10 protein-coding genes are annotated in these 23,533 nt (G+C 53.7%); 4 read left to right on the top strand and 6 right to left on the bottom strand.

The genetic code is table 11. From position 1 onward, the window contains the following. The first annotated feature begins 4 nt into the window (after positions 1-4). Both B7989_RS10480 and B7989_RS10475 read left to right on the top strand, forming a co-directional pair. Entirely contained in the window at positions 5-4,501 is a 4,497-nt protein-coding gene (locus B7989_RS10480) for a tandem-95 repeat protein (protein WP_255406431.1), read from the top strand. 288 nt (positions 4,502-4,789) lie between these two features. Further along, complete coding sequence (locus B7989_RS10475; protein WP_158212898.1) at positions 4,790-7,606, top strand: T9SS type A sorting domain-containing protein; 2,817 nt, start codon at positions 4,790-4,792, stop codon at positions 7,604-7,606. A gap of 88 nt (positions 7,607-7,694) precedes the next feature. Here B7989_RS10475 and B7989_RS10470 read toward each other — a convergent pair whose 3' ends face one another. Both B7989_RS10470 and B7989_RS10465 read right to left on the bottom strand, forming a co-directional pair. Then, the gene (locus B7989_RS10470; protein ID WP_088628434.1) at positions 7,695-9,287 is read right to left on the bottom strand and encodes an ABC-F family ATP-binding cassette domain-containing protein; all 1,593 of its coding nucleotides are present in this window, start codon (positions 9,285-9,287) and stop codon (positions 7,695-7,697) included. A 17-nt stretch (positions 9,288-9,304) separates the two neighbouring features. Continuing rightward, positions 9,305-13,738, bottom strand: a complete 4,434-nt coding sequence (locus B7989_RS10465) for an acyl-CoA dehydratase activase (RefSeq protein ID WP_088628433.1) — start codon at positions 13,736-13,738, stop codon at positions 9,305-9,307. Positions 13,739-13,857: 119 nt separating this feature from the next. On the opposite strand from B7989_RS10465, the gene ruvX reads away from it, so the two are divergent. Then, positions 13,858-14,271 carry a Holliday junction resolvase RuvX gene (ruvX, locus tag B7989_RS10460; RefSeq protein WP_072978821.1) on the top strand — a complete coding sequence of 138 codons (414 nt, stop codon included), beginning with the start codon at positions 13,858-13,860 and terminating at the stop codon, positions 14,269-14,271. 36 nt (positions 14,272-14,307) lie between these two features. Here ruvX and fabF read toward each other — a convergent pair whose 3' ends face one another. Further along, positions 14,308-15,555, bottom strand: a complete 1,248-nt coding sequence (gene fabF / locus B7989_RS10455) for a beta-ketoacyl-ACP synthase II (protein WP_088628432.1) — start codon at positions 15,553-15,555, stop codon at positions 14,308-14,310. Between the two features lie 95 nt (positions 15,556-15,650). Between fabF and B7989_RS10450 the strand changes: the two genes are divergently transcribed. Beyond that, positions 15,651-18,674, top strand: a complete 3,024-nt coding sequence (locus tag B7989_RS10450) for an InlB B-repeat-containing protein (RefSeq protein ID WP_158212897.1) — start codon at positions 15,651-15,653, stop codon at positions 18,672-18,674. 66 nt (positions 18,675-18,740) lie between these two features. On the opposite strand, the gene B7989_RS10445 is transcribed toward B7989_RS10450, so the two are convergent. Genes B7989_RS10445 through ligA form a run of 3 tightly spaced genes read right to left on the bottom strand, consistent with a single transcriptional unit; the run spans position 18,741 to position 23,445 of the window. Then, on the bottom strand, positions 18,741-20,462 hold the full coding sequence (locus tag B7989_RS10445) for an AMP-binding protein (RefSeq protein WP_088628430.1): 1,722 nt from the start codon (positions 20,460-20,462) through the stop codon (positions 18,741-18,743). A gap of 18 nt (positions 20,463-20,480) precedes the next feature. Continuing rightward, the gene (locus B7989_RS10440) at positions 20,481-21,251 is read right to left on the bottom strand and encodes a DUF2334 domain-containing protein (RefSeq protein WP_072797691.1); all 771 of its coding nucleotides are present in this window, start codon (positions 21,249-21,251) and stop codon (positions 20,481-20,483) included. Positions 21,252-21,297: 46 nt separating this feature from the next. Beyond that, entirely contained in the window at positions 21,298-23,445 is a 2,148-nt protein-coding gene (gene ligA, locus B7989_RS10435; protein ID WP_233144362.1) for an NAD-dependent DNA ligase LigA, read from the bottom strand. Positions 23,446-23,533 lie beyond the last annotated feature (88 nt).

The raw sequence follows: 23,533 nt of genomic DNA, 5'->3' as shown, positions 1-23,533 counted from the left end.
GTCCATCAACGACCCGCCGGTCATGAAGGATATTGCTAACCAGACCATCAAGGAAAAGAGCGAATTCAAGCCGATCGAACTTGACAAGTTCGTGAGCGACGAAGACCATGACAATTCCAAGCTCAAGTGGACTGTTTCTGGTAACAAGGACCTGAAGGTCGTTATCGACCCGAAGCATGTTGCTACCATTACGACTCCGAACAAGTATTGGAACGGTACTGAAAAGATCACCTTCACGGTGACTGACCCGGAAGGTGCATCCGACAAGCGTACGGTGACCTTCAAGGTTGAATCCGTGAACGATATTCCGGAATTCGTGAAGCCCATCAAGGACCAGAGCATTCCGGAAAAGCGTGAATTTGCAATCATTAACCTGAACGACATCGTTAAGGATGCCGATCACAAGCTTGATCAGCTCTCCTGGAGCTTCGACGTGAAGCCGGCTAAGGGTGCCCCGAAGGGTTACACTCCGAAACTGAAGGTTTCTGTCGACGGCCAGCGTATGGCCAAGATCGTGATTCCGGACAAGTACTGGAACGGTTCTGAAGAAATTACCTTCAAGGTCGAAGACCCGGATGGCGGCAAGGCTCATTGCACTGCTACCTTCACCGTGCAGTCTGTGAACGATGCTCCGACCATCGGCAAGATCGATGACCAGAACATTAAGGAAAAGGAACAGTTCAAGTCCTTCAACCTGAAGCAGCTCATCAAGGATCCGGACCATCCGTATGGCCGCCTCAAGATCGACGTTTCCGGCAACAAGGACCTCAAGGTTAATATCGACGGCGAAGGCAATGTTGCTGTCAAGGCTCCGAGCCCGATGTGGAACGGCAAGGAAACTTTGACCTTCACAGTGACCGACCCGGAAGGCGCTTCTGCCAAGGCCACGGCTGCATTCTCCGTGATGTCCATCAACGACCCGCCGGTCATGAAGGATATTGCTAACCAGACCATCAAGGAAAAGGGTAGCTTCAAGTCTATCGCCCTCGACAACTACGTCGAAGACCTTGACCACCCGAAGGCTAAGCTCAAGTGGAAGATCGAAGGCGCCAAGGAACTCAAGGTTGCCATGGACGCAAGCCACAATGTTTCTATCACTCCGCCGAACCAGTACTGGCACGGTTCTGAAACGGTCAAGTTCACTGTAACTGACCCGGAAGGCGCTTCTGATAGCCGTTCCGTGACCTTTACGGTTGAATCTGTGAACGATGCTCCGCAGTTCGTTCGCGAACTTAAGGACCAGTCCATCGACGAAAAGAGACAGTTCCAGCAGATCAAGCTTGACGATCTCGTGAAGGACCCGGACCACAAGAATTCCGAACTCAAGTGGACCTTCGACGTGAAGGCCAAGTCTGCTGCCGCTCCGGCTGCCAAGGGCAAGAAGGGTGCCGCTGCTGCTGAACCGGCAAGCTCCAAGCCTGGTCTGAGTGTCAAGGTGGACCACAACCATGTTGCAACGATTGCTATTCCGGACAAGTACTGGAACGGTGCAGCCGACATTACCTTCACGGTCACTGACCCGGAAGGTGCAAAGGCTTCCAAGACCGCCCATTATGAAGTTCGTTCCATCAACGACCCGCCGGTTATCTCTTCTAGCGCTCCGCGTGGTGAATCCATCCGCGAAAATGGCGTGTTCAGAACGATTGACCTCACGAACCTTGCCTCTGACCCGGACCACAAGGCTTCTCAGCTCAAGTGGACTGTTTCTGGCAACAAGTTCCTGAAGGTGAACATGCTCAAGGACAACACCGTGAAGGTGGCTGTGCCTGATGCTCAGTGGAACGGCAAGGAAACGGTGACCTTCACCGTGACTGACCCGGAAGGTGCATCTGCTAACCACAAGATGCTCTTCGAAGTGTCTCGCGTGAACGATCCTCCTGTTATCTCCAAGAAGATTCCTGACCAGAAGATCAAGGAAAAGGAACTCTTCAAGCAGATCAAGCTTGATGAATACGTGAAGGACCCGGATAACAAGCCGAACGAACTCAAGTGGACCGTTTCTGGCAACCGCCAGCTCAAGGCTGAAATTTCTCCGAGCCGCGTGCTCACCGTTTCCGCTCCGGATAAGAATTTCTGGTGCGCTCCGGAAACCATGGTTCTCATCGTGAAGGACCCGGATGGTGCTGAATCTTCTCAGACGGTGACCTTCGAAATCACCTCCGTGAACGACGCTCCGGTGCTCAAGAACATTCCGGACCAGAGAATCAAGGAAAAGGGTACGTTCAAGGAAATCGACCTGAACAAGTTCGTGAACGATCCTGACCACAAGCTCTCTGAACTCACTTGGTCCGTCAAGGTTGCCAAGGTGGGTGCCGCTCCTGCTCCGAAGCCGGCTAAGAAGCCTGCCAAGAAGGGCAAGAAGGGCAAGGAAGAAAAGGCTGAAGAACCGGCACCGGTTCCGGCTGACGAATTCCAGATCGAAATCGATAGCCGCAACATTGCTCGCGTGAAGATTGACAACAAGTACTGGAATGGCGAACGCAACGTGACCTTCACCGTGAAGGACCCGGAAGGCGCTTCTGATTCCAAGACTGTGAACTTCAAGGTTGAATCTGTGAACGACGCTCCGGAAATCAAGCCGATTCCTATCCAGAGCATCCAGGAAAAGGAACACTTCAAGCCGCTCGATCTCGCTCAGTTTATCTCTGACCCGGATCATCCGCTCTCCGCTTTGAAGATTGAAGTTGCTCCGGCCCGTTCTCTCAAGGCCTTTGTGAACGCCAAGAAGGAACTCGTCGTTACGACTCCGGACAAGTTCTGGAGCGGTACCGAAAAGATCAAGATCGACGTGTATGACCCGGAAGGCTCTCGTGCTTCTCAGCAGATTACCTACGAAGTCGTACCTGTGAACGATCCTCCGGTCGTGAAGCATATCGCTGGCCAGAGAATCAAGGAAAAGGAACGTTTCGAAATTGTAGACCTCTCCAAGGTTGCCGAAGACCCGGATAACAAGCCGAACGAACTCCGTTGGACTGTTACTGGCAATAAGGAATTGAAGGTTGATATCAAGGGTAGCCGCGCCCAGATCCTGACTCCGAACCCGAACTGGTTCGGTAAGGAAACCCTCACCTTCACGGTGAAGGATATCGCCGGTGCCTCTGCTTCTACGCAGGCTACCTTCGAAGTGGTTGCCGTGAACGATCCGCCGACCCTCAAGCCGGTTCAGCCGTTCGTGATCGAAGAAAAGAAAACCTTCGCTCCGTTCGACTTCAGCAAGGTCGTTAGCGATCCGGATAACAAGCTCGATGAACTTGTGTGGACTCTTGACAACGAAGTTCCGGCCCTTAAGGGTAAGAAGGCCGGCAAGAACGGCCCGGCCGTGAAGCATGAAATGAACTTCTCTATCGACGAAAAGGGTGTTCTCCATGCTGAAACCCCGAACCCGTACTGGAACGGTATGGAAGTCGTGACTGTGAACGTGTTTGACCCGGCTGGCGAAAGCGCCTCTATCCAGGTGAAGTACACGGTGAAGCCCGTGAACGACCCGCCGATCGTGAAGGAAATTCCTGGCCAGGAAACCCTGCAGGGCACGACCTTCAAGCCGATCAAGCTCGACAACTATGTCACTGACCCGGACCACAAGGTTAGCGAAATCCGTTGGGGCGTGACTGGCGCCAAGAACCTCGCCGTGCAGATCAATAGCAACCGTGAAGCTATCGTGAAGCCGAAGAAGGCTGACTGGTTCGGTGACGAAACGCTCATCTTCACCGCAAAGGACCCGGCCGGTGGTTCCGACAAGGCCATGGTCAAGTTCGTGGTGAAGCATGTGAATGCAGCCCCGATTATGCGTGACATTCCTGACCACACGATCAAGGAAGATGACAACAACGGTGTGATTGCCGTGATCAAGCTCGACCAGTTTGCCCGCGATAAGGACAACCGCTTCGACGAACTCAAGTGGACCTTCACCGGCAACAAGTTCCTGACCGTGAAGTACGACAAGAACAAGAAGACTGCAACAGTTGCCCAGCCGCACCCGAACTGGAACGGCAAGCCGGAAAAGATCACCTTCACGGTGACCGACCCGGATGGCGCCAAGGCTTCTAAGTCCGCTCTCTTCACTGTGATCGCCGTGAACGATGCTCCGGAAGCTAACCCGCAGACTTACATGACTCAGGAAGGCGAAGAACTCAAGGTGAGCGCCTCCGAAGGTCTGATGTCTGGCGTGACGGACGCCGATGGCGAAAAGCCGGTGTCTGTGCAGCTCGTCCAGAAGCCGCGCAACGGTAAGATCAACCTGAACGAACGTGACGGTTCCTTCACCTACATGCCGAACAAGGGCTTCTCTGGCCTCGACGAATTCAGCTTCAAGGTACGTGACCCGGCCGGCCTCGCCTCCAAGGTGACGACTGCCGAAGTGAACGTTTCCTTCAAGATGAAGGACCTCCGCGGTGGTGACACCAAGAAGAAGGCCGAACCGAAGGAAGAACCGAAGGCTGAAGAACCGAAGGAAGATTCCCCGGCTAAGGGTAAGGCCAAGAAGCGCCGCAAGAGAAAGTAAGATTTTGAGGTAAGCGGCGCATAGCTTCGGTCCTGCGGCCTCGCTCTGCTCGCTTCCTTCAAATTTGAAAATCTGAATTTCAAGAATCCCGCTCGTTGAGCGGGATTTTTTGTTTCAAAATCGGGGTGTTGAAAAGTTCAAAACGGATATTTGGGGTGTGTGCGAAAAATTTGCGTGTTTCGGGGCTGCTGAAGGTATTTTATAGCTTGGTTATTTGGGCGTGGTGCCCAATAGTGTTTTGGGATGATTATGAAAAAATTTGGCGCAAAACAAACTGTTTTGACAATAATGGCCGCTGCAGCATTTTCGCAGGCGGCTACGGCGGAATTCAATTGGAGCAACGTGAGCATGGGCGGGGGCGGATTCGTCTCCGCCGTGATAGCTTCTCCGGTCGACAAGGGACTTTTCTACGCCCGCACCGATGTGGGCGGCGCGTACCGCTGGAACGAATCGACTGCCCGCTGGGAATCGATGATGGACTGGGTCGATGTTTCCGAGCGCGGCCTTTTGGGAATCGAGGCCATTGCCGTTGACCCGCAGGAATCGGGCGTCGTTTATATGGTGGCGGGAACCAGTTACTGGAATAGCGGCCGCACCGCATTCTTGCGTAGTAAGGACAAGGGCGAATCCTGGGAAGTGATTTACACCTGGGACGAAGACGGGACCAAGGGCACCAAGGTGGCGCGCTTTGGTGCACACGGCAACGGTATGGGCCGCGGTAATGGCGAGGCCTTGGCGGTCGACCCGAACGATTCCAAGATTATGTTCTACGGCTCCAAGAATAAGGGCCTGTGGAAATCAACGGACAACGGTTCTAGCTGGAGCCATGTGGATGCCTGGACCAAGGCTGCCGGGAGCGATACGACTTGGAATGGTTCGGGGTTCAGCTTTGTGCAGTACGCTCCGGGCAGTTCCAAGGTGCTTTACGCCGGATTCTTGCGCGAAGGGACGACGGCCAAGGGCACGTTCGAAAACGTCTTCACCTCAACCGACGGCGGTGCAAGCTGGCAGGCGCTCCCGATTCCGGATTCATTGCGCAGCACGGCCGGCGGAAGCATGGTGCGCCTGATGCCGCAGCGTGCGGTGATTTCGGGCGACGGAAAAACGATGACGGTGACCTTTGCCGACGGCGCAGGCCCGCATTCCATGATGTGGGACGAAGGCTGGGGCATGATTTACGACGGCTTTGGTCGCGGTGCGGTGCTGCAGCTTGATGTGGCGTCGGCGACTTGGTCCGACGTTTCTCCTGAAAACTTCTTGGACGAGGGCGGCGATGCCAAGTATGACAAGGTAGACGTGAAAGGCATGGTCGACTGCGAAGCCGCTGGCGGCACCGGCAAGACTTGCGAAGAATATTACCCCTACATTGCCCCTTATGGTGGCATAGCCATCAATCCGAAAAATGCAAACGAAATGGTGGTGACCACCGAAGGCTATCGAGGCCCGCAGTTCTGGTACACGGCCACGAGCGATACCAGCGGCAAATGGAGCGACCAGTGGGGTACTAACATTTACCACACGACCGATGGCGGCAAAACCTGGATTGCAAGCTTCAAGTATTACTGGATGGAAGGCGGTGTGTATCCGACGACCAAGCAAATGGATGCCAACGGAATTGGCTGGATGCATAACGGTTCTATTCACTGGTCCGGTAGCGTTGCCATGGATCCGTTCGACAACAACCGCGTCTTTGTGACTTCGGGTAACGGCATTTTCCGCTGCGACAACCTGAGCGATTATGTGTACAAGGAAGCGGAGAATTCTTGGGAAGAACCGCAACTCACTATGAATCAGGTGTGGCATTTTTCGGCGCATGGTGTTGAAGAAACGGTGCCCTTTGAAGTGGTGAGCATTCCGGGCGGCCCGATGGTTTCGATTATCGGTGACTACGACGGATTCCGTCACGATGACATCGCAAAATATCCGGCATTCAGGCACAAGACGAATGTTGGCGGCGATTATGTATCGTTGGGTACGACGCAGGGCCTCGCTTACGCTCCCAAGAGCGGTAAGCTTGCAAAGGTGGCTGACAAGCGTGCCTATGAAGGCCTGTACAATGCAATTCCCATTGCCCCGGTGCAGTATTCGCTTGACTCGGGTAAGACTTGGACGGTGGAAACTTATACAGGACCTGACGAAAAGGCCGCTAAGGGCACGGTAGCTCTTTCGGCAAAAGGTACTTACACCATCTGGGTTCCGATGGAAGGAACGACCGATGTCTATCGCAATTACAACGGCACGACTTGGGAAAAGGTAACGGGTATCGACAACTCTGCTTTTGTGGTGGGCGACCCTGAAAACGACGACGTGTTCTACGCCTATACCAAGGCGGACGGCAAGTTCTATAAGAGTTCCGATGCGGGCGCAAGCTTCAAGGCGGTGGGTACACCTGGCGAAAGCGCGTTCAAGAAATTCCGTGCCATTCCGGGCTACGAGGGCGACTTGTGGCTGCCTGTCGCTATTCAGGATCCGTCGAATGGTACGCCCGCTAGTGGAAAGCTGTTGCATTCAACCGATGGCGGTGCCACTTGGGCTGCGGTTGAAGGTGTCGGTTACTGCGAAGCGGTGGGTTATGGCGCACCCAAGGAAAAGGGCGGCTATCCGGCGATTTACGTTTTCGCAACAGTCGGTAAAGTGACGGGCGTATTCGGCTCCGATGACAAGGGTAAAACCTGGACTCGCGTGAATGACGACGGACACGAATACGGCGGCCTTGCAAATGGCGAGTTCGTCATGGGCGACATGAATACCTACGGCGTGGTGTACATGAGTACGGCGGGTCGTGGTATTGCTGCCCGTGTGCCGAGCAATTGGGAAATGGGTACGTCCAATTCCGACGGCACGACAAAGGTTGCTCCGGCTGCAAAAACGGTGGCAGACGCTTCTGTCGGCTATAGCCACGGGAATCTGGAACTCCGCCTGAATGCAAGCGCTGCCCGCGTGAGCGTGTTCGACATGCGCGGCAAGAAGCTTTATAGCCGCTATTACAGCAGTTCTACGACAATTCCGGTCAAGGATCTGGTGAAGGCGAAGGGTAGCTACTTCGTGCGCGTCGATAACGGTAAAAAGGTCCTGTTTGCAAACCGTGTGATCGTGACGCGATAGTGGAAATAGATAATTGGTTGTCTGAAAAAAGTCCCGCTGGGTTTAACCGAGCGGGACGTTTTGTTGTCTAAGTTCTAAGCTCTACCAACTATTTCTTTTTCTTCTTGGTTTCAAGCCATTCGTCGAAGGTGATGCTGCGGTCGATGACGCCGTTCGGAGTCAGTTCGAGTACGCGGTTTGCAATCGTCTGCACGAATTCGTGGTCCTGAGAGCAGAAGATAATCGGGCCCTGGAATGCGGTGAGGCCGTTGTTGAGGGCCGTGATGGCTTCCAAGTCGAGGTGGGCGGTCGGTTCATCGAGGAGCAGGCAGTTGGCGTTTGCAAGCATCATCTTGGAGAGCATGCAGCGCACCTTTTCGCCACCGCTAAGCACGTTGGCGCTCTTGAGGGCTTCTTCGCCGGTAAAGAGCATACGGCCGAGGAATCCGCGGATGAAGGTTTCATCCTGTTCCTTGCTATACTGGCGCAGCCAATCCACGAGGGAGAGGTCCGTGCCGAAGTAGGCGTCGTTGTTCTTCGGGAAGTAGCTGTAGCTAATGGTGTTGCCCCACTTGAGTACGCCTTCGTCGGCCTTGGTTTCTTCGGCGATGAGCTGGAAGAAAGCCGTCTTAAGCGTGTCGTATTCGCCAACGAGAGCGACCTTATCGCCGCTATTGAGGCTGAAGTTCAGGTTCTTGCAGATAATGCCGTCGCCGCCATCGATGGTGGCGTTCTTGACTTCGAGCACGATTTTGCCCGGTTCGCGGTCCATCTTGAAGTTGACCCACGGGAATTTACGGCTGGAAGCCGGCATTTCTTCAACGGTCATCTTGTCGAGGAGCTTCTTACGGCTGGTGGCCTGCTTGGCCTTGGCTGCGTTAGAGGCGAAGCGGCGGATGAACGCCTTCAATTCTTCGATCTTTTCTTCGGCGCGGCGGTTCTGGTCCTTGCGCTGCTTCTGGGCGAGCTGGCTAGCTGCATACCAGAATTCGTAGTTACCGCCATAGATGTTGATCTTGCCGTAGTCGATATCGCAAGTGTGGGTGCAGACCGCATTGAGGAAGTGACGGTCATGGCTCACCACGATCACGATGTTTTCAAAGCGTTCGAGGTAGTCTTCAAGCCAGCCGACGGTTTCCAGATCCAAGTGGTTCGTCGGTTCGTCAAGCAGAAGAATGTCCGGGTTGCCGAACAGAGCCTGGGCTAGGAGCACGCGGATTTTCTGGCCGCCGTCCAAGTCTGCCATGAGGCTGTAGTGGAATTCTTCGGGAATGCCGAGGCCCTTCAAAAGCACCGCGGCGTTGGAATCAGCTTCGTAGCCGCCGATTTCGCCGAAACGGGTTTCGATTTCCATGGCCTGCATGCCCTGTTCTTCGGTCATTTCGGGGAGCGCGTAGAGTTCGTCGCGCTTCTTGCCGAGTTCGTAGAGTTCGGGGTAGCCCATCATCACGGTTTCAAGAACCGTATTCTGTTCGTAGGCAAAGTGGTCCTGCTTCAGGACGGCGATACGTTCGCCCGGGTCCTTGGTGACTTCACCGGTGTTGGGTTCGAGTTCGCCCGAAAGGATTTTCAGGAACGTAGATTTTCCGGCGCCGTTGGCACCGATGACTCCGTAGCAGTTGCCGCGCTTGAAGGAAAGGTTCACTTCCTTGAAGAGGACGCGGCTACCGTATTGAAGACTGACATTAGAGACGTTGAGCATGTATTACTTAATTGGGGTTAGGCTTGATTTGCTTTTTCTAGTTCACGTGCGTTGATAATGAGCATCTGCAGGCGGTTTTCGATGTTCGCGAAACTCGTATCCGGGTCGTAGTCGAGGCTCAGCACCTGGATGTGCGGGCAACGTTCCTTCACGGCCTTGGTAAGGCCACGACCAGAGATGTGGTTGGCAAGGCATGCGAACGGCTGCAGAATGATGTAGCTGTTGATTCCGTGCTTCGAGTTGTACAGGATTTCGCCCGGAATCATCCAGCCTTCACCCGTGTTGTAGGTGGGGTCGATGATATCGGAGACGTAGTCCTTGAGTTCCACGCAGTCGGCGTGGTGTTCGTACAGCTTGAACTTGTGCATGGACTTGCGGGCGGTTTCTACAGCGTGCGTGTAGACTTTGGAGGTCACGCCGCCTTCGAGTCTGTCCATTACCGGGTTTGCCGAGAATCCGCGTTTCAGCTTTTCTTCGCGCACCACTTCGTCGACGCGGAAGAAGTCCGTCATGCCCGGCAGGTAGACTTCCATGCCGTTGTTCATCAGGTAGTTTTCCACAAATCCGTTTGCACTCGGGTGGTAGTTCATCAAGATTTCGCCAAGCACGGCAACGCGCGGCTTGCGGATGCCCTTCTTGCGTTCTTCGGTGATTTCGATACCGTTGAATGCTTCGATGCACTGTTCAAAGACTTCGATAAGCTTGGAGGGGCGCACCAGCTGAACGGTGGAGAGGTGGCCGGCAACGCCAATCACTTTCGGCATCCATTCGTCGTAAACCTTTTGGGTGTCGCCGGCGTTCACTTCGTACGGGCGAACGGCGCGGTACATGGTTTCGATGGCGTCCATGGTGACAAGGCCCCACAGCATGTGGAGACGGAAGTCGAGACCCAGCTGGAAGCCCGGGTGCATGCCCTTGTAGTCTACACCGGTCGTAATGATGGTCACATCCTTGAATCCCGCTTCGTCCAAAGCCTTACGGGCGAGTACAGCGTACTGCACGGCGCGGCAGTTTTCGCAGTTCTTGGCAAGGCACATGGAAACTTGGTTCTGCGGAACTTCGGGGTGGTCGACGAGCCAGTGGAGCGCTTCGCCGATGTTCACCTGGCAGGGGAAGCAAATGTCGTTGTGCACGTACTTCTTGCCCAGTTCGATAGCCTTCTTGTCGGCGACCGGCAGGTATTCGGCGATGAATCCTTCGCGCTTCATGTATTCGCTGGCGAGCACAGAGAAGGCGGGGGAGAGGTTCGGCGTCAGAATGCGACGGCGCTTCTTGTCTTCGGCGACGAACGGCGTGTGGAACAGCGGTTCGTGGCTTTCGGGCTTGTCGGGCAGGTTTGCTGCGCGACGGGCCTTCACCGTTTCGATAAAGCTCTTGATGCGGATGCCAACCGGGCCGCGGGCGTCGCCTTCGTCGAGCTTGAGCATGAGCATTTCCTTGTTGGAATCAAGGTGCAGCATGCGCATCATTTCGTCGGTCAAAATCGAGTCGTGTCCGCAACCGAAGCTTACGATCTGAGCAAGTTCGATGTTGGGGTCCTTCGCGGCAATCATGGTGGCACCAATCATGCGCAGGTGGAAGGTGTTCTTGATTTCGATACGGGTGTGGCTCGGCACATCCTGGTCGTACACGCCGGGGAGCGATTCGGTGGTGAGCACCGGAATGCCCATGGCGGTAAAGTGGCTTGCGATGTTGTGGTTGATGAGCGTGTCCGCATGGTAGGGGCGGCCTGCAATCACCACGGCAAAGGAGTTCTTCGCGCGTACGTCGTCGAGGATCTTCTGGCCTTCTTCCAAAAGCGTGGTACGGTAGTTGTTGAGTGCCTTTTCGCCTTCGGTAACAGCCTTGTCCAAAAGCTTCTTGTCGAGCTTCCAGTTTTCGTGGAACCAGTCAATAGTCTGGCTGCGACGGAGCTTGGCGTTGAACCAGTGGAAAATCGGCTGGTCCATCGGGACATTGTAATTCTTTTCGGGCTCGTCGGTGTTCTTACAAACGTTGGGGTAGGCTTGCACCACCGGGCAAACGGACGTTGCCGTGAACTTGGTGTGGTCACTGGGGACTGCAACCATCATCGGGAAGAAGATGCGGTCGACTTTCTTTTCAATGAGGCTGAGCACGTGGCCATGCACAAGCTTTGCCGGGAAGCACACCGTGTCAGAGGGCACGCTGTGAAGGCCGGCTTCAAACATCTTGTAGTCGCTCTGGCGGCTAATCACGACGGTGTAGCCGAGGCTCGTAAAGAAGGCCTTCCAGAACGGGAGCGATGCCCAGAATTCGAGCACGCGCGGAATACCGATGGTCTTGCCGTTATTTTCGACGAGCTTTGCCGGAGCGTAGTCCTTGACCAGGAGCTGGTTCGTGCGCTTGATCATGTCGGGCACGGACTGCATCTTCTTGTTGATTTCGGCGATGAGTGCCTTGGTCTTCGGATCGTTCGGGTCGGCGGTAACTTCGCCGCGTTCGCAACGGTTGCCGGTCACGAAGCTCTGGCCATCGCTAAAGGTTACGATGGTGCGGGAGCAATGGTTGGTGCAGTACTGGCAGAGCTGACCCGGCTGGTTGTGCCAGCTGAAGGTCTTCATGGCATCAAGGCCGATGAACTTGGTCTTGAGTTCCGGTTCGGTCTTGCGTTTTTCTTCCATGAACTTCTTGGTAAGGAGGGCAATACCGATAGCGCCCATTTCACCCGGACGTTCCGGACGGATGGGCTTGAGGCCAGTGTACTGTTCGAAGGCGCGGAGAACGGCGTTGTTCTTGAACGTACCGCCCTGCACCACGACCTTCTTGCCGAGGGTGTTGAGGTTGCGGATACGAATCACCTTCGTAAACACGTTGTTGATAATGGAGCGGCAGATACCCGCGATAATGTCTTCGGGCTGCTTGCCGTCGCGCTGTTCCGTAATGATGGAGCTGTTCATGAACACCGTGCAACGCGACCCCAACTGAGAGGGGCTCTTTGCGTTGAAGGCGAGTTCAGCAATCTTTTCCATCGGGATGCCGAGGCTGCGGGCATAGGTTTCGATAAAGGATCCGCAACCCGAGGAGCAGGCTTCGTTCAGAATGATACCCGTGACCACGCCGTCTTGCACGGAGATGGCCTTCATGTCCTGCCCGCCGATGTCGAGGATGAAACTTACGTCGGGGCAAATCTTCTGGGCGGCGTTGGCGTGAGCGACCGTTTCCACCGTGTGGAAGTCGGCATGCACGGCCTTTGCAAACAGCTGTTCGCCGTAGCCGGTTGTACCTACGCCTAAGATGTTGAGCTTGCAGCCGTATTCTTCGTAGCGGTCCGAAAGTTCGTTGAGGGCGTTCTTGAGCACGGCGAGCGGTTCGCCGTTGTTGCTTGCGTAGAATCCGTCCACCACGTTTTCGTTTTCGTCCATGAGCACGAACTTGGTGGTGGTAGAGCCCGCGTCGATACCCAGGTACACGTTGAGTGTGGAGCCCGAAACGGGCTGCGGGTAGTGGTTTCCGGCCATCTTGTGCTCTTCGAGGAACATCTGGTATTCAGCGTCGTTCTTGAAGAACAAGTCGGCAGCGGCTTTGGCCTTGTTTTCGGCCTGGCGGGTTTCGTTAAAGTGGATGAGTGCGTCCAGGGAACCGTCCTTGCGGTAGTAGCATTCCTGGTCGGCAAACATGGAGCCCAAGGAGAGGGCGGCACCCATGGCCACGAGCACTTCGGAGTGTTCCGGCACAATGGCCTGTTCGTCAGAAATTCCAAGGCGTTCCTTGAAGGCGCGAACGAGGGTCGGGTTAAACGTGAGCGGGCCACCTTCGAAAATCACGGGCGGCTTGATTTCCATACCCTGGGCAAGGCCACCGATGGTCTGCTTGGCAATGGCATGGAAGCTGGAAAGGGCGATGTCTTCCTTGGCGATACCGTTGTTCAGCATCGGCTGGATGTCGGTCTTGGCGAACACGCCGCAACGGCCCGAAATTTCGTAGACCTTCTGGCCACGCTTGGCAAAGCCTTCGAAGGCTTCGGTCTTGATGCGCAGAAGTTCGGCCACCTGGTCAATGAATGCACCGGTACCGCCGGCGCACACGCCGTTCATACGCATGTCAGAGGCAATGAGCTTGCCGGTAGTCTTGTCTTTTTCGAAGAAGACGACCTTGGCGTCCTGACCGCCGAGTTCAATGGCTACCCTAGATTCTGGGTAGGTGGCGCGCACCGCGAGTGCGTTTGCCACCACTTCTTGCACAAAGAAGGCGTGGGTAGCTTCGGCGAAGGGCTGACCGCCACTTCCGCAGAAGGCGACTCTAAAATTCTTATCGGGGAAAAGTCCGTGGGCCTCACGCAGCACCTCGAAAACCTTCTGTGCCTGCATGGCATTGTGGCGCTGGTAAGTATAGTGCAAAAGCTTGTTGGTCTCTGGATCGACAACCGCGATCTTCACGGTGGTGGAACCAACGTCCACGCCGACCCATAAATCGTTCTTCATATTGCTCATAGTGGGCACAAAGATAGAAAAATGCTACAAAAGCCCTAGATATTGAAGCGCAGAAAAGCGACAAGAAGTGTAAAATTGGCTCCGAAAAGACTCCACCCCTTTTTTCTATATTGCTGCCTATGAACTACCTTGCACTTGATTACGGTGAGCACCGCGTCGGAGTCGCATTTGCCGATTCCGAATTCCGGATGGCATTTTCGCGTGAAACCATTGACCAGAAGACCACAAACCTGTTTGTTCGCCTTGATGAACTGGTGAAAATCAACAAGGTAGACGCCTTTGTGGTGGGAATGCCGTATCACCCTGATGGCCGCAAGGATGGCAAGAATGTGGTGGTGGAAAAGTTCATTGAGGACTTGAAAACGCGATTCCCGGGCATGCCTGTGTACACGCAGGATGAATCGTATTCCAGCGTGCAGGCGCAAGAAAAGACTTCTTACTTTAGCAAGAAGAAAAAGCAAAAGAATAAGGCGGTCATTGACCAGTTGGCCGCTGCGATTATTTTACAACGATGGCTTGATGAACAAGCTTAGAGATTTCTCTAAGCTCTAAGTTCTTCCAACTAAGTTCTATTTGTACTTCTTGATAATCACGACACCATTGTGACCGCCGAAGCCGAGAGAGGCGGAGGCGGCGACATCGATGTTCCCTTCGACACCCTTGTTCGGGACGTAATCCAGGTCGCATTCCGGATCCGGAGTCTCGTAGTTGATGGTGGCGGGGTAGAACGAATCGCGAATCGCAAGAGTCGAGACAATGGCTTCGCACACGCCGGCGGCACCCACGCAGTGGCCCGTCATGCTCTTGGTGCTGGACACCTTGATCTTGTAGGCGTGTTCGCCGAGGGCAACCTTGAGCATAGCGGTTTCGGTCGCATCGTTCAAGTGCGTCGAGGTTCCGTGAGCGTTGTAGTAGTCAATGTCCGTCGGGGCAATGCCTGCGTCCTTGATGGCGCGGGTAAGAGCCTTCGCGCAGGTTTCTCCACCCGGGCGCGGGCTGGTGATGTGGTAAGCGTCGGCAGAAGCGCCGTAGCCGGCGAGTTCGGCGTAAATCTTGGCGCCGCGGGCCTTGGCGTGTTCCAATTCTTCGAGAATCATCACGGCACCGCCTTCACCCATCACGAATCCGGAGCGGTTCAAGTCGAACGGGCGAGAAGCCTTTTCTGGACAGTCGTTGAATTTGTCTGTAAGGGCGTGCATGCCGGCGAAGCTCTTGATGCTGTAATCGGTAATGCCGCTTTCAGAACCGCCGGCAAGGCAGATGTCCAGACGACCCGAGCGGATCGCGTCAAGGGCGACACCGATGGCGTCGGTGCCCGAGGCGCAGGCGGTGCAGACCGTGTGGGCCTGGCCCGTGATGCCGAGGGCGATAGAAACGTTTGCGCCCGCTTCGTTCGGAATCAGCTGGGGCATGGCCAGCGGCGAAACCTTGCGCTTGCCACCGTTCATGTACTGCGTATAGGTAGAATCGACAATGTCAAGGCCGCCGAGGCCGGTACCTGCGACAATGCCGGTGGTGTCAGCAGCCAGGTCTTCGGGCGTAAGGCTTGCGTCTGCAACCGCTTCCTTGGAGGCGGCGAGCAGGAACTGCGTGAAGCGGGCCATGCGGCGGGCTTCCTTCGGGTCAATGTCGTGTTCTTCGGGCTTAAAATCCTTGACTTCGGCAGCAATCTTTACCGGGCAGTTGCTTGCGTCAAAAAGGGTGATGGGGCCGACACCGCACTTGCCTGCGCGAATAGCTGCCCAAAAATCGTTAATGTTCTTGCCAACGGGAGTCACCGCTCCCATACCAGTGATTACTACGCGTCTTTTAGTCATGGCGGGGAATATAGAAAATATTCTTGGTCGCTCCAAAGATGATTTCTCATTTTTTATCTATACTTATCGACAAGATTTACTTGAGGTTAAGAGAGATGTCTAGAATAAAGACGTTTTGGGGGATTGTGGCATTGCTTGCCGTACTTGCGGAAGCCGCAGGAACGATTACCCCCAAAACTCCGGTTACGTTGGAAGGATGCTACTTTATTACGAGCAAGGAAGAACTTTACGGCTTTGCGGCTATCGTAAACGGTACTGAAGATAAGGAGCCGTATCCGACTGCTTGCGCAAGGCTTGGAAAAAGTTTTGTTGTGAATAATAAAGTCTTGATCGGCGATGGAGAACTTAATGTAGCGGATACTGCAGATTTTATTCCGTGGACGCCTATCAGGAATTTCCGAGGAACCTTCGAAGGTCAAGGATATACGATATTCGGTCTGTATTTTAATGATTCTACGAGTAGTGACGTCGGTTTGTTTGGTAGAATTGAATCCTATGAAGATGACAGGGATGTTTTTGTCAGAAATTTGCTAATCTACGATTCTTATTTCAAAGGAAATTCCTATGTAGGTTCTATTGCCGGTGAAGTGGACTCTCGTGGAAATAAGCCTGTCGTTATTTATAACACGCGCAGTTATGCTCATGTTTACGCAAAATCGGTTATAGCGGGTGGAATGGTTGGTCTGACCTATGGAAATGTTCAAATAGAAAAAAGCTTCAACGGTGGGGATGTTACGGCAAGGCATGTCGTGGGTGGTATTGTAGGGATTCTGACAGGAGTTACGGCGTCGATAACCAATGTCTATAATTTGGGAACTGTGACAGCCTTCAATAAAGATGAAGGCAATTCTATAGCTGGCGGTATAGTTGGCCAGGTAAGCGGTGCTTTGGAATTGAAGAACGTCTTTAACATTGGATCGGTCGTTGGTTCCAACGTTATGGGTGGAATTGCGGGATCCTTGAGCGGAAGTTCCGTGTTGCTGGTGAACGCTTATAATGCGGGAATCATTTCGCCGTTAATAGAAGAATACGAAAATGTCGGCTCGATTTTAGGACTTTATGCGGGCAAGGACAAGGCAGAAAATTTCACCTATGCCAACGTCTATTATCAGAAAGATGGAATTAGTGACATTCACGGAATCGAGGTTCCTGAAAAAATGATGACCGATGGAACGGTTGCCTACCTGTTGCACGATTACTATTACGAAGGGCTGGATGCCTCCATTTGGGGGCAGGATGTTGGTGAAGATCCGGCACCCGATTTTTCGAAAAAAATAACGGGGGATATGCCCCAGGTCTTTGAAAAATTGATTCTGCATACCTACGAGGGGGATGCCTCGGTCCTGCCGGAAAAATATGTTCCCGGTTACAGATATGACCTTCCATCTGTCCCCCGTGAAGGCTATGTGTTTTCTGGTTGGTATGACAATGCCGAATTCAAGGGAAATTCGGTGAAATTTATTCCGGCAACGGCTAACGGTGAACAGGAGTTCTGGGCAAGGTACACTCCGGTTTATAAAATTTCTTACCAGACCGGCAGCGGAACGGTCCCCTTTGATGAGGAAGTCCCGACTTATGTGGAGGGAGTAGGGGTCGTGTTGCCTAAAAATGTGACTCGCAGCGGGGCCATTTTTAGAGGGTGGTACAAGGACAAAAATTTTAAAGGGGATCGCCTGTATGAAATAGGCCCTGAAGAATCTGGGGATGTCGTTCTTTATGCAAAATGGCTCGAGAAAAAGGAACCGTCAAAAGATGAAGATGGTTGCTATGTCATCAAGGATGAATCCGACCTGTATGGTTTTGCTGCGATTGTGAACGGTACAGACGGCTTTTCGAAGAATACTTCTCCCTGTGCTTACTTGGAAGATGACATCGTGGTGAACAAGAATGTACTGAAGTTGGATGGTTCTCTCAATGTCGCCGATTCTGCGGGCTTTGCGCACTGGGTTCCCATCAATGGGTTCAACGGCGTGTTTGACGGAAGAGGGCATTCGGTATTTGGGCTTTATGTAAAGTGCGATTCGGTACGGGATTCCTATGATGGGTATCGCGGTTACGGCTTTTTCGGGTCGCTCGGTGTTGTTGGTTCGAATAAAAACACTATTATCGTCAAAAATATTGGTATCGATGCTTCGTACTTTGAGGTCAAGGGTGACTTTGATAAGGTGGGGGCTTTGGTCGGTGTTGTCAATGGAAATGCTCGGACGGCGTATTCGGATATCGAAATCTCGAATTGTTATAATAGATCTACGGTCAATGCGGTTAGCTATCCGGGTGGAATCGTAGGCGTGATTAATTCATACAGCAATACGGTTATTGAAAATTGTTACAACACCGGTTTAATTGAAGGCAAACATAACAATGCCGGCGGCTTGGTCGGTTCTATCAAGTATGACGCTAATGTGAATATTGCGAATTCTTACAATGTGGGGTTTGTCGTGTCTTACGGCACGCAGTTGGACAATGATGCCTTGGTGGGAGAGGTAAAGTCGGATATCAAAGTAACGAATTGCTATTACCTGGAAGTTGCCGGTGTTAAAGCTTCTTATGGAAGGTCTGCCAAATTGGAAGAGTTTGAAAATGGGGATGTGGCATACGCCTTGCATCAAGGGGAGAACGGTTCTATATGGGGGCAAAATGTGGGCTTGGAGCCGTTGCCTAATTTCTGTGGAGTAATCAAGAACTATCTTGAGGAATCGTCCTCGAGTGAGGCGTCATCAAGTTCAAGCAGTGCTATAAAGTCTTCTTCAAGCGAGGCGAAGTCTAGTTCGAGCTCCAAGGCGAAATCGAGCTCCAGCGTTAAAGCGAAGTCTAGCTCGAGTAGGTCTGCAAAATCCTCTTCTAGCCGCAAAAAATTAGTGCTCTATTGCGATGGCAAGGAATGCAACGATGCCGTATTGGAAAAATGGGAGGCTCCGCGCTTCCAGGTGATTGTTGCCGACAGAAATGTGCTGGTGTCAGGGGCACGGAATGGTAGCTCGTATGCAGTGTTGGATATACAGGGACAGGTGCTAGCCACGGGTCGTGTAGGCGGGAGTGGTTTTTCTGTAGTTTTGCCGCATTCAGGAAATTTTTTGATTCGCGTCGATAGACAAATCCAACGAATTGCGGTTAAGTAAATGCATCGTTAAATAGCAAAAGCCCGCCTTGGAGGCGGGCTTTTTAGATTCTTTGCTGTTCCGCAACTATTCTTTATTTTCCGGGGCGCTTTCGGCTTCCTTCGCTGCGGTTTCTGCTGCGGCGTTAGCGTCTTCCTTGTCCTTGTCGCGGATAGAGGCGCGGCGGATTTTTCCGCTGATGGTCTTCGGCAGTTCAGACACAAAGTCGATGATACGCGGGCTCTTGTAAGAGGCAGCCACGTTCTTTGCGAACAGCTGGATTTCTTTGGCCAAGTCCTTCGAGGCTTCATAGCCCTTCTGGAGTACGACGGTTGCCTTCACGGCTTGTCCGCGGGACTTGTCCTCGACACCAGTCACTGCAACTTCCAAGACGGCGGGGTGCTTGTGGAGCACTTCTTCGACTTCGAAGGGGCTGATGCGGTAGCCGGAGCTCTTGATCAGGTCATCGGTACGGCCTACGAACCAGAAGAAACCGTCCTTGTCGCGGGTAGCGGTGTCGCCGGTGTGGTAGACCCCGCCCTCGAATACTTTCTGGGTGCGTTCTTCGTCGCGGTAGTAGCCACCGAACATGCCGAAGGGCTTGCCTTCGTCAATCTTGATGATGATTTCGCCGACTTCGTCGGGGCCGCAGCTCTTGCCGTCGGCATCCACGATATCCATGCGGTAGCCGGGGGAGGGCTTGCCCATAGAACCCGGGCGCGGTTCCATCCATTCGAAGTTGCCCGTAGTGAGCGTCAGTTCGGTCTGGCCGTAGCCTTCGTGCAGGCGGAGTCCCGTCTTTTCGAAGAATTTCTTGTAAATGTCCAGGTTCAATGCCTCGCCTGCGGTGGTGCAGTACTTGAGGCTGGAAAGGTCGTACTTTTCAACGCCGTGCTGCAGAATGTAGCGGTAAACGGTCGGCGGCGCACAGAAGGTGGTCACCTTGTATTCCTGCATCTTTTCGAGCAACTTGCCCGGAATGAACACGTTCATGTCGTAGGTGAATACGGCAGAACCTGCAATCCACTGGCCGTAAATTTTGCCCCAGAGCGCCTTGGCCCAGCCGGTTTCGGCAACGGTCAGGTGGCGGCCTCCGTCAATCACGTTCTGCCAGTACTTGGCGGTCACGATGTGGCCAAGCGGGTAGCTGAAGGTGTGGGCGACCATTTTCGGGTTGCTGCTGGTGCCACTAGTAAAGTACACGATCATGATGTCGTCGTTGTGCGTGGCGGCATCGCCTGTGGGGCGTGGGAAACTTGGCGGGCAGATTTCGTAGTCGTCGTAGAAGTTGATCCAGTTCTGACGGGACTGTCCGATGGTCACGAGCGTTTCGACAATGTGCGTGTGTTCGCAGGCGGTGTCGATTTCCTTTTGGAGCGCCGGATCGTCGTAAGAGACGACCATCTTGATGTCGGCTGCCTTAAAGCGGTATTCCAGGTCTTCGGCGGCGAGCATGTTGGTTGCCGGAATGGCAATTGCACCAATGCGGTGGAGTGCCAAGAGGAAGAACCAGAATTCGTAGCGGCGGCGCAAAATCAGCATCACGCGGTCGCCTTTCTTGATTCCCTTTTCTACCAAAAAGTTCGCGGTACGCTGCGAGGCGATTGAAAGGTCCTTGAAGGTAAAGATATGGCTTTCGTCGTTATCGTCGCACCAGACTAATGCTTCGCGCTTGGGTTCGGTCTTCGCGTATTCGTCGACCACGTCGTAAGCGAAGTTAAAGTCTTCGGGAATGTTGAGCTTAAAGTTTTCGTAGAGGTCCTCGTAAGAGGAATACTCGGTTCGTGCTAGGAATCTATTGAGTATCATTTGTGTCTCTCCGGTCTCTTATAGATCCTGGTACATGATCTTTTCGCGGTGATTCGAGGCAAATTTTACGAGCGAGAGAAGATTTTGTTCGCCCATGGCCTTCATGTCACCGGCGTGAATTACCAGGCGGGGGGTTCCGCGGTAGAGGAGTAGTGCAATGCGAGAAAATACCTGCATGGCACCGAGGAGTGCCTGCGGGAAAATAGAGAAGGTCAAAATCTGCGAGAACGACGGCTTGACTTTTTTACCGACCTTGCGGTAAATGTAGAGCATGTCTTCGTAGAAATTGAATTCTTCGAGCACCTGTTTTTTGAGGTGCTTGTTGTCGAGCCAGACTGGCGCGATAAATCCGGAGGGGCGGCCAAAACCGTGGGCCTTCCAGAGGGCGATGCTACGGTTTAAAAGCATCTGGGAAACTTTCTTATTCAGGCCCGCAAATTCGGCACCATTGTGCGAAATGGCGAGGGCGAGCTTGCCGATGGGATTACGCTTGATGAACAGGTCTGCGTTGTGGCGCACACCGTGGAGCAAGATTTCGTAGCCTTCCTGCACGAATTTTCCGATTTCTTCACGGAAAGCGTCTGCTTCGGATTCAGGGACGCCCCCGATAGAGGGTACGACGGCAATCGAGATGGGCGAACCTGCGGCTGCGGCAATCTTTCGGATTTCTTCGGCAGATTTCTTGCAGTTCTTCACGTTAAAATTATGATAGCACAGCAGGTACTTCTTCTTTTTATGAAGAATAGCTTCGGCGGCGCGGATGTCGGCAATGTCCTTGTTGATTTCCATAAGGGTAACCTAATTGAATTTTACGCCATATATATAGAAAATGTGGCTAGAATAGACTTAATTGTTCGTTTGGCTTTTGAACGTCATTGCGAGCCCCGGAGGGGCGCGGCAATCCATTTTCGTCGTTATTTGCGGATTCTGTAAGCGTTTCGTCAGCGCTGGCGGCGATTTGGGCAAGAAGCCAGGCTTCATCGTGCACGGGAATCCCGAGCTCGTTCGCCTTCGTGAGCTTGGAGCCCGCCGCTTCGCCTGCCAAGACCCAGCTCGTCTTCTTGCTCACGGAACCGCTGACTTTGCCGCCGTTTTCTTCGATGAGTTTGCGGGCCTCTTCGCGTTCCATGGTCGGGAGCGTGCCGGTAATGACGGCGGTTTGACCTTGGAACAAGGTCTTTACGACGCCCTTGAATTCGGTGGGGCAGCCGAGAGCGATGAGTTCGTCGATTTCCTGCGTGTAGCGTTCCGTGTGGAAGAAGTCGTAGACGGACTTTCCGATGCGTTCGCCCACGTCGTTGACGTTTTGCAGGTCTTCGACGGTGGCGGTGCGGATCGCTTCGAGAGTGCGGAAATGCTTGGCGAGGTTTCGTGCACTGGTGCGGCCCACGAATCTAATGCCGAGACCGTGCAGCAGGTTTTCGAGACTCTTTTCCTTAGAGGCGGCAATAGCGTCGAAGACGTTTTTGGCGCTCTTCTTGGCCATGCGTTCCTGGGATTCCAGGTCTTCGAGCGTGAGGCGGTACAGGTCCGGAATGCGCTTGATTTTGCCCGAGGCAATCAGGCTTGCGATAAGGGCTGGACCGAGATTTTCGATGTTCATGGCCTCGCGGCTTACGAAATGCTCGAACAGGCATTGTACCTGCGCTGCACAGTGCATGTTTTCGCAGCGGAGAATGACTTCGCCATCGATGTGGGTGAGCGGTTCGCCGCAAACCGGGCATTTGTCGGGGGCAGTCACAGGGACGGCCCCCGCCGGGCGGAGTTCCTTCTTGACGTCGGTAATCTTCGGGATGATTTCGCCGCCCTTCTCGACGCCGACGGTGTCGCCGAAGTGGAGGTCCAGTCGGGCGACTTCGTCAAAGTTGTGGAGGGTGGCGCGCTTGACGGTGGTGCCGGCGAGGCGCACAGGGGCAAGGTTCGCAACCGGCGTCACGGCCCCGGTGCGTCCCACCTGGAATTCTACGGAAAGGAGCGGGGTGTAGGCGCGCTCGGCCTTGAACTTATAGGCAATGGCCCAGCGCGGGCTCTTGCTCGTGGTGCCCAGCGCGCGCTGCATGGCAAGGTCGTTCAATTTCACGACCATGCCGTCGATTTCGAAGGGGAGGCTGTCTCGGCTCGCTCCAATCTGCTCCGAAATCTTCATGATTTCATCGGTGTTGTCTGCGGTCCAGTAATCGTTCGTGTGAAACCCGAGCTTCTTGAGTTGCAGCAGGTTCTCTTCGTGCGTCTTGTTGTTGCTCTGCGGAATGTGGTAGGCAAAGAAACGCATCGGGCGCGTTTTGCATTCGGCCACGCTCTTGAGCTTGAGCGAACCCGAGACCGTATTGCGCGGGTTCTGGAAAATCTTCTTGCCTTCCAAGATGAACTGCTCGTTCAGGCGTTCAAAAGCCTCGCGTTCCATGTAGACTTCGCCGCGGACTTCAAAAGTGCCCTGCGGTATTTCGCTGGGGTCAATTTTCAGCTTTTTTGCGTCCAAGGTTTCGGGGATGTCTGCAATCGTGAGCGCGTTCAATGTCACGTCATCGCCCTGGGCTCCATCGCCGCGGGTGGCCGCCTGCTTCAAGCGTCCGTTTTCGTACACGATTGAAAGACTCACGCCGTCAATTTTCCGCTCGCAGATCCAGGTGTGCGCGGTAGTGGCGCGCTTGTCGTCGCCAAGACTTGCCATTCCTTCTTCCGCCGCCTTCACGAACTCCGCCATTTCTTCGGCGCTGTACACGTTCGCGATACTGAGCATGGGCACGGCGTGTGCGACCTTCGCAAAGTCGTTGGTCAAGTCACTGCCGACCCGTTGCGTGAGCGATGCATTGCCGCGAAGTTCCGGATACTTCGCTTCGAGCGCTTCCATCTCCTTGAGGCCAAAGTCAAAATCCTGGTCACTCATGGGGGAGACGCCTTCCTTGTAGTAAAGGCGGCTTGCTTCTTCTAGCTGTTTCTTTAGCTCAAAATACCGGGTGCGGTCAATATCTTTCTGGTCCATCGTTTCTATCTGCTAGACAAAAAAACATCTTCGATTGTGACAAAAATTACAAAAAATTGACAATTTAGGTTGGCCGTATATCCCTCCT

Source organism: Fibrobacter sp. UWB5 (assembly GCF_002210295.1).
In the GTDB taxonomy this organism is placed as follows: Bacteria; Fibrobacterota; Fibrobacteria; order Fibrobacterales; family Fibrobacteraceae; genus Fibrobacter.
The sequence above is the reverse complement of the archived record's forward strand: the minus strand, read 5'-3'. Positions and strand labels throughout refer to the sequence as shown.

Coding starts and splice junctions, on each gene's coding strand:
- B7989_RS10475 (WP_158212898.1), top strand. CDS start 4,790: ATGGCCGCTGCAGCATTTTCGCAGGCGGCTACGGCGGAATTCAATTGG.
- B7989_RS10470 (WP_088628434.1), bottom strand. CDS start 9,287: ATGCTCAACGTCTCTAATGTCAGTCTTCAATACGGTAGCCGCGTCCTC.
- B7989_RS10465 (WP_088628433.1), bottom strand. CDS start 13,738: ATGAGCAATATGAAGAACGATTTATGGGTCGGCGTGGACGTTGGTTCC.
- ruvX (WP_072978821.1), top strand. CDS start 13,858: ATGAACTACCTTGCACTTGATTACGGTGAGCACCGCGTCGGAGTCGCA.
- fabF (WP_088628432.1), bottom strand. CDS start 15,555: ATGACTAAAAGACGCGTAGTAATCACTGGTATGGGAGCGGTGACTCCC.
- B7989_RS10450 (WP_158212897.1), top strand. CDS start 15,651: ATGTCTAGAATAAAGACGTTTTGGGGGATTGTGGCATTGCTTGCCGTA.
- B7989_RS10445 (WP_088628430.1), bottom strand. CDS start 20,462: ATGATACTCAATAGATTCCTAGCACGAACCGAGTATTCCTCTTACGAG.
- B7989_RS10440 (WP_072797691.1), bottom strand. CDS start 21,251: ATGGAAATCAACAAGGACATTGCCGACATCCGCGCCGCCGAAGCTATT.
- ligA (WP_233144362.1), bottom strand. CDS start 23,445: ATGGACCAGAAAGATATTGACCGCACCCGGTATTTTGAGCTAAAGAAA.